This window comes from Massilia niabensis (genome assembly GCF_042655085.1).
Taxonomy (GTDB): Bacteria; Pseudomonadota; Gammaproteobacteria; order Burkholderiales; family Burkholderiaceae_D; genus Telluria; species Telluria niabensis.
Genome location: NZ_JBHSMU010000012.1, coordinates 1 through 3,478, shown reverse-complemented (window position 1 = coordinate 3,478; position 3,478 = coordinate 1). Strand labels below are relative to the sequence as shown.

Annotated in this window: 2 protein-coding genes; both read left to right on the top strand. The window is 59.1% G+C overall.

What is annotated here, in order from left to right:
• Positions 1–270: 270 nt before the first annotated feature.
• Complete coding sequence (locus tag ACFPN5_RS11930) at positions 271–2,202, top strand: alpha/beta hydrolase family protein (RefSeq protein WP_379783457.1); 1,932 nt, start codon at positions 271–273, stop codon at positions 2,200–2,202.
• A gap of 52 nt (positions 2,203–2,254) precedes the next feature.
• Positions 2,255–3,256, top strand: coding sequence for an aspartyl protease family protein (locus ACFPN5_RS11925; protein WP_379783456.1), 1,002 nt, complete (start codon positions 2,255–2,257; stop codon positions 3,254–3,256).
• The last annotated feature ends 222 nt before the right edge of the window (positions 3,257–3,478 follow it).

Genomic DNA, 3,478 nt, shown 5'->3' with positions numbered 1-3,478 from the left:
TGCGCCGATGATAGTGCTGCAACCAGTGTGAAAGTAGGTTATCGTCAGGCTAGTTATAAGGAAAAAACCCGCTCAGTGATCTGAGCGGGTTTTTTTTCGTCCTTCGCTTTTAACGTTCAATTCTTTCAACGCACCCTGGCGATGCTTTCGCATTGCTTTCGCCCGTCGTTTTTTCACCCAGATTACAACGAAGAGTTGGGAACTTCAGCTAGCTAGTTGATTTCTGGAAAGCGAATCTTGTTATAGTTCAGGAACTAACTGGATTTCAACGTGAAATACTTCGCTGCCCTTATTCTCTCCTGCTCCGTGTGTGCCGCAAGCCCGGCACGGTCGCAATCGCCCACGCTGGAGGAACTGACCGATCCTTCGGGCATGACGACCGCCACCTTGTCGCCTGACGGTCGCCATATCGCTGCCATCGTCTACAACGGCACCAATCACGGACTGATCCTGGTCGATACCGATACGCTTGCAGTAAAAAAACTGCGCCAGGGCGCATATGTCTCGAAAGGACACTGGGGTTACCACAAGGCGCCGCGCGACGTTACCTGGGCCGGCAACGATGTCATTGCCGTCGACTACGGTCTGGAAGCGGAGTCGATGGATCTGCAGGGTAAAAAGCTGCGCACCCTCGGCGAATCGATCATTGGCCCGATCGGCCAGGGCGACGATGCGGGCAAGCTGCTGGTAATGAAGGATTCCGATAATGGGCACGTCGCCAGGTGCGATGCGCGCACGGCAGAATGCGTGAAGTTCACGCGCCCGCCGGGCAAACCGATCAATCGCGCGTTTGACCGCCACGGCAATCTGCGCGCCCTCACGCTCGTCAACTCGGCCTTTTTCAAGGACGTGTCGACGGTAACGAACTGGTACAAACCGCCTGGTAACGGCGCCTGGGTCAAGCTCGCCGAATTCAGCGTCAATGACGAGTACTGGATGCCGGTATATGTGCCTGACGAACCGGATACGATCGTCATCAATTCGCGTATCGGGCGCGACACTTACGCGCTCTTCAATTACGACGTCGTCCAGGGACGCCAGACCGAACTCCTGGCGGGGCATCCATCACAGGACATTGTCGCCTGGGACGGCATCGATAAAACGGCGTTTGATTATGTCGCGACGAGCGGCATGTTGCCTCAACAGGTCTGGTTCGATCCTGCCTGGGCCGCCATGCAGAAGCAGATCGACGTCCTGTTGCCCAACCGCCTGAACTTCATTTCAGGTGACCCGCGTCGTGCCGTGCTGGTCCGTTCCAGGGCGGACGTCGACCCCGGCACCTGGTATTTCTTCGATATCGCGAAAAAGGCGCTCGTCACCGTCGGCAAGGTCATGCCGGAGCTCGATTCGTCGAAGATGCGCCCGATGGAAGTGATCTCCTACAAGGCGGCAGACGGCGTCCCGATTCCCGCTTACGTGACGCGCCCTGCGCAGGCGAAAGGTCCGGCGCCGATGGTTGTGCTCATCCATGGCGGTCCAATTGCGCGTGACCGCTGGGGTTGGGACGCCGAGGTCCAGTTGCTGGCCAGTCGCGGCTATCTCGTGTTCCAGCCCCAGTTCCGGGGCTCGAGCGGTTTCGGACGCAAGTTCGAGGAGGCCGGCTACGGGCAGTGGGGAAAGGCCATGCAGGACGACATCACCGACGGCGTGCGCCACCTGGTCAAGGAGGGAATCGCCGATCCCGCGCGGATCTGCATAGTCGGCGCGAGCTACGGCGGGTACGCCGCTTTGTGGGGACTGGTGAAGACGCCCGACTTGTATCGTTGCGCGGTCAGCTTCGCCGGCGTGACCGATATCGAATACATGTTCTCCGACTGGTCGGACCGTTCATTCGACAAGATCACCCGTGAAATGATGATGCGCCGTATCGGCGACAAGAAAATGAGCGCCCAGCTGTTCGACCCCGTATCGCCGCTGAAGCACGCGGCGCACATCAAGGCGCCGGTACTGCTCATGCACGGCAAGGACGACAAGCGTGTACCCATCTCGCATGGCAAGAAGATGCGGGACGCCCTCGAGGACCTCCAGAAGCCGGTGAGTTGGCTTGCCTTCGATGAGGAAGGGCACGGTCTTTCATACGTAAGGAACCAGATCCTGTATTACCAGACGATGCTGGAATTCCTTGGCAAGCACATTCCCGCGCAGCGCTCGCCGCATGCTCCCGGTGGGACAGGCGCCACCCCGGCAGTTGCACTGCCGTGAACGGTTCCAGCCTGGCCTACGACTCCTTTACACGAAAATGATGACTTTCCACTTGACCAGACCGCACGCGAACCGTGCCCGGCCTAGCGCCTTCCTTCCCGCAATGCTGTTCTTCTGGAGCGGCTGCGCTCTTGCACAGACCGGCCTGGAGCCTGGGTGCGTTATCGGCCAGCCCATCGTCCTGCCGATCACATTCGCCTATGCAGACGAACGCCCGACCATTCCCGGCACGATTGCCGGCCATCCCGCGTCGGTATTGGTCGACACCGCGAGCTCGGTGTCGATGCTGTACCGACCTGCACTCGAGAAACTGGGGGTCAAGGTCCGCAGCAGCGAAACCAACTACCCGGGCCAGGACATCCTGATCGCGAACATCCCGAGCCTGACTGTAGGGCCAGTCAGCCTGAAAGGCTATTTCACGGTGCTCGAGTCGAAGGACGACATCGCCATGAGGCTGGGTGCGAATTACCTGGCGCGCAGCGACCATGAGATCTGGTGGGCTGGAAAGCAAATACAGTTCACCAGCCCGAAAGGATGTCGCAAGTCCTTCCTCGCGGCATGGGACCCCGCGGCGCACGTCGTACCTTTCGAAACCGACCAGCTGAAAAAAGACATGCGCGCCTGGTTCAAGGTAAAGGTCAACGGCAGGGACGTGGACACGATCCTCGACACGAACTTCCCGGTGTCACTGATGGATCTGCACACTGCCGCACGGTTCGGCATCACGCCGGAGTCGCCCGGAGCAGTCGAAGAAGACGCCATCGTCAGCTGGCGAGACAAGGCGCAGCGGGTATGGCGCGTTCCCGTTGCGAACATGTCGATCGGCAGCTATCACGTCCAGAATGCGACCATCCGCATCATGGACCTGACCCTGTCCGGCGAAATGATGACCCTGGGGGCAGACTTCCTTCGCAACCATCGTGTCCTGGTATCGATGAGCCAGAAACGCCTCTACATCTCTCACCTGGGCGGCCCGAGTTTTTCGACACCCTTATCCGAGCCCGAAGCGCAGGCGACCCGGTGCACTACCCGGGAATGCGTCACGGCACCCTAGCCGGCGAGGACTACGGCGCCGTACACGCGAGGCCCTTGCGCGCCGCAAGGGCTTTTGTTATGATTCGCGTCCGCTTCGGCGCTGTGCTTCAAAGGTTAACGAAATCAAGTAGTTAAGCCGGCAGCAAGTGAAGAAGAGGAAAAAAAGAAGTTGACGAATATCGCGAAACACTGCATAATCTCATCTCTCTGCTGCTGACGAACAAAACGATTCGCAGAACAC